4 protein-coding genes are annotated in these 3,459 nt (G+C 60.9%); 3 read left to right on the top strand and 1 reads right to left on the bottom strand.

The features are described from left to right. Positions 1-127 precede the first annotated feature (127 nt). From ACZYOF_RS42970 to ACZYOF_RS42960, 3 genes are all read left to right on the top strand, one after another. Positions 128-496: a type 2 periplasmic-binding domain-containing protein gene (locus ACZYOF_RS42970; RefSeq protein WP_463719514.1), complete on the top strand. Its 369-nt coding sequence runs from the start codon at positions 128-130 to the stop codon at positions 494-496. A 393-nt stretch (positions 497-889) separates the two neighbouring features. After that, positions 890-1,321: a DUF2478 domain-containing protein gene (locus ACZYOF_RS42965; RefSeq protein ID WP_463719513.1), complete on the top strand. Its 432-nt coding sequence runs from the start codon at positions 890-892 to the stop codon at positions 1,319-1,321. 584 nt (positions 1,322-1,905) lie between these two features. After that, positions 1,906-2,460 carry a peroxiredoxin gene (locus tag ACZYOF_RS42960; RefSeq protein WP_394570189.1) on the top strand — a complete coding sequence of 185 codons (555 nt, stop codon included), beginning with the start codon at positions 1,906-1,908 and terminating at the stop codon, positions 2,458-2,460. A gap of 123 nt (positions 2,461-2,583) precedes the next feature. Here ACZYOF_RS42960 and ACZYOF_RS42955 read toward each other — a convergent pair whose 3' ends face one another. Then, the gene (locus ACZYOF_RS42955; RefSeq protein ID WP_165421597.1) at positions 2,584-2,736 is read right to left on the bottom strand and encodes a hypothetical protein; all 153 of its coding nucleotides are present in this window, start codon (positions 2,734-2,736) and stop codon (positions 2,584-2,586) included. Between the last annotated feature and the right edge of the window lie 723 nt (positions 2,737-3,459).

Raw genomic sequence — 3,459 nt, 5'->3', positions numbered from 1 at the left:
TGAAGGGCGAAAATCAGTTGCCAAGGGTCATTGCCGGCGTCAAATTTACCGACGGCGTCGCAGAATCGACGACGCCAGCTAACCGCGCCGCCTGATCAGCCCCATCACCCAATTTCGGCCATAGCTCATGTTTGTGGTCGGAAATGCAGGAGCGGCGGAGGTCGACGCGGCGGTCGCCGCGAACTTCACCGCGCCGGCCAAGGAGCTGCAGCGCCGTTTAAGCCGAAGACCGGGCGAGGCCAAGCTTTGGCGCGAGCGGACAGCTTACAGCCAGGTGACGCAACGGGCGCCCTTTGAGCTATTTCTCCGCCCGACGAGGCCGCCCGAGCAATCTGGTCGAGAACGGTCTTGCGTTCAGGAAAGCCGGTTCACCTATGCGACCTATAATCTCGTGCTGTGCAGTTCAACTCCGAAGTTCGTGAACGAGGCTTTCGCAAAACCTCGATCCATAATCCGGCTGCTGCGCGTTATAGCGCAGCCACTGAGCACGCTGTGAAAGCGCTCGGCGCCTGTGAATTGATGCAGCCGAAGCTGGTCGCGGGATTCTCGCATCTCTCTAGGCCGGAAGCACCCTCACCTTCACCTTTGCCGGGCTCGTGGCCGCATACTCGCTCTCTTTCGTGGTCAAGCCGCTCCGGGAGGCCTCCGTTACCAAGCTGGCTTGCCGCCGATGCGCAGTTGAGCGTACCGTACCGGCTAGAGGTGTGGGCGGCGATCTCCAGCACAGCGGCATAACGCGCCGCTCGCTATGCCTAAGGCTCGATTTGGAATCGGTATATTCGTCCAGGCCAAAGGGCGTCTCGCTGGTTCACGGCCCTGAAGCGCCAGAGTAGGTATCGCGCGTCCCGCGCCGACAAAGCGCGAAACGAGCAATTAGAGGATCACGCCCATGATCACCACCCTCGCGGACATCGATCCGAAGCGCGTTGCGGCAATCCTCCACCGGTCGGAACAGGATGCTTATAAGCTGCTCGCCGACTTAGCCCAGGAGTCTCATGCGACAAGGCGTGCACGTCATTGGTTTTGTTCAGAAAAAACTGAAGGGCGCGACGGCATAAAAACCATGGTCGCGCTCGACATTGCGACAGGGCACGAGATTTCGATCTGCCAGCCACTCGGCAGCGGCGCCATATCCTGCAAGCTTGATGCTAGTGGGTTTGCCGACGCCGCAGTTGTAGTGGCCCGCGCGACCAAGCGGCGCGTCGATCTCCTCGTGATTAACAATTCTCCGAGCAGGAGCCCCGGCCGGGGGACGAATTTGTCGATACGGTCATCGCTAGCGTGCCATTCCTCACCACCGTCCGGAAAAATGCCTTGCTGACTCGCGGACTTTCACCGGGATGTCGGCATAACGCTGTGGTGCGAGCGCCAGGTCGTAGAGGGATGATGGCGCGACATCGCCCGCCGCCGCGCATCCGCGCGCAATCCATCCGGTCACGACGATTTAGTGATGATTCCATCCGGCAGCTTCATCACGGCCGAGAGAGCATCGCCGATCTTGCCCCGAGATTATCCACCACGATCGATGGAAAAAAGCCGTCACTGCCGGCTTCCGCTCCACGTCACGTGAGTGGTCCTCGTGCGCCTCGTTAAGGGTGATCATGCGGCCTAGCAGGATTTGCCGCGGTAGGTTCATTTTATCAAGGCCCAAGATTGTACGGCCTCTTAAGTTGCGCGCATGGCTTTCGCGCGCACGCAAGCTGCCGCATGCGCACGGCATCATGCTCCGTTATCGATGTAAGATAATGGCCCATTCTGCCCAATTACGGACCGAGATATCGCCGCGGCGAGCATCCGATTGTCGCATTTCCGCCAGTTGAACCGCGAGATCTCCTGGCACATCGCTTGCTTGACTTGAGACCGGGACCGTCGCTTCCCGCGCGAAGCAAACTTGTGAGGGACAATATGCTGGGAATTGGAAGTAAGTTGCCGCCGTTCGAAATCACAGGCGTGAAGCCCGGTTTTCACCTGCACGACGAGAGCGCGCAGAGCGCGTTCGAGCCGCTGACGAAAAACAGCTTCCCTGGGAAATGGAAGATCATTTTCTTCTACCCAAAGGATTTCACCTTCGTCTGCCCAACCGAGATCGCCGAGTTTGCCCGGCTGTCGAAGGATTTTGCCGACCGCGACGCGGTCGTGCTGGGCGGCTCGACCGACAACGAGTTCTGCAAGCTCGCTTGGCGACGCTCGCACAAGGACCTGCACCATCTGCCGATCTGGCAGTTTGCCGACACCAAGGGCGGGCTGGTCGATGGTCTTGAAGTGCGTTCGCCGGACGGCGTCGCCTATCGCTACACATTCATCGCGGACCCAGACAACACGATCCAGCATGTCTACGCGACCAACCTCAATGTCGACGGAAACCCGAAGGACACGCTGCGCGTGTTGGATGCTCTGCAGACCGACGAGCTCTGCCCCTGCAACCGCGAGATCGGCGGCGAAACGCTGAAGGTTGCTTGAGGCATGTTGCTGGAGGCATCATGTCGATTGAGCAATTGAAGAACCAATCCCCGATTTCAAGGACGTCAGACTCAACTTTGCGCGATGATGTGCGCGGACCTGACACGAGCGAGCACGCGGATCCTACATACGGCGATCGAGGGCGGCGGCCGGAGTTTCGCAAATCGGATCGTCGGACGGCTGCGCTCCAGTCAGCAGGCGCCGGCCACAGCGCGCGGCCTCGGTTTGAGGCTGCAACGACTGCTCCTCGGCCCAGTCGAACACCACAATGCTCAATGCGCCACTCCCCGCCGCGCTTGTCGAACAGGCCGCAACAGCGTCGACCGATCGGAACTGCCGCACGCGCCCATCCTTGCCGCCGCGCTGCATGACAAGGAAGCACGTCGCACAGCGCTCCGCGTCGGGCCGACGAGTTCTATCAATAATTGGCCGAACTGGTGGATATTGCGGGCGCGGCTTTTGAGCACTTCTCGCGCCGGGAGGCGGGAGCCCTCCGCAGGCCCGGAATAGATGCCATGCCGATCTATTGGGTGGGGTCAATAGGAGCGGCGCAGCATGGCCTTGCTGGCCCGGGCCATGCAGCGGCAGTACCGATAGATGCAGTTGCGGATCGCGACCCGGTCCAAAGGTTCCATTAGGATCGCTTCATTCAATCACCAACTATATCCCGTCTCTGTAGCTAACACTCCAGTCGGAAAACACTGGCGAGAATGCCCCCTCTAGGAAGGCATGGCGTAAAAGCGAGTTCTGTGCGTCAAGTTCAGCAAAATTGATCATGGGGTCCGGCCAAGCCATCCCCTCGGAGCCGCCGGGGGGCGGCCCCCCCCCCCCCGGGGGGGGCGGGCGCGGGGGGGGGGGGGGGGCCCACCCCCGGGTGGGGCGGGAAAGGTCAAGCCCCCCCCGGGAGGGTGTGCTTTATTTGTTCTCTCAAGGTTAGCAAAGTTCTTTTTAGATGGTTCTCGTCCGCCGCCGCCGTGGGGTCGGCCGGGAGCGCCCGCC

This window comes from Bradyrhizobium sp. LeoA1Lang (assembly GCF_055413685.1).
Note: the sequence above shows the minus strand (reverse complement) of the source record. Positions and strands in the feature narration are given on the sequence as shown.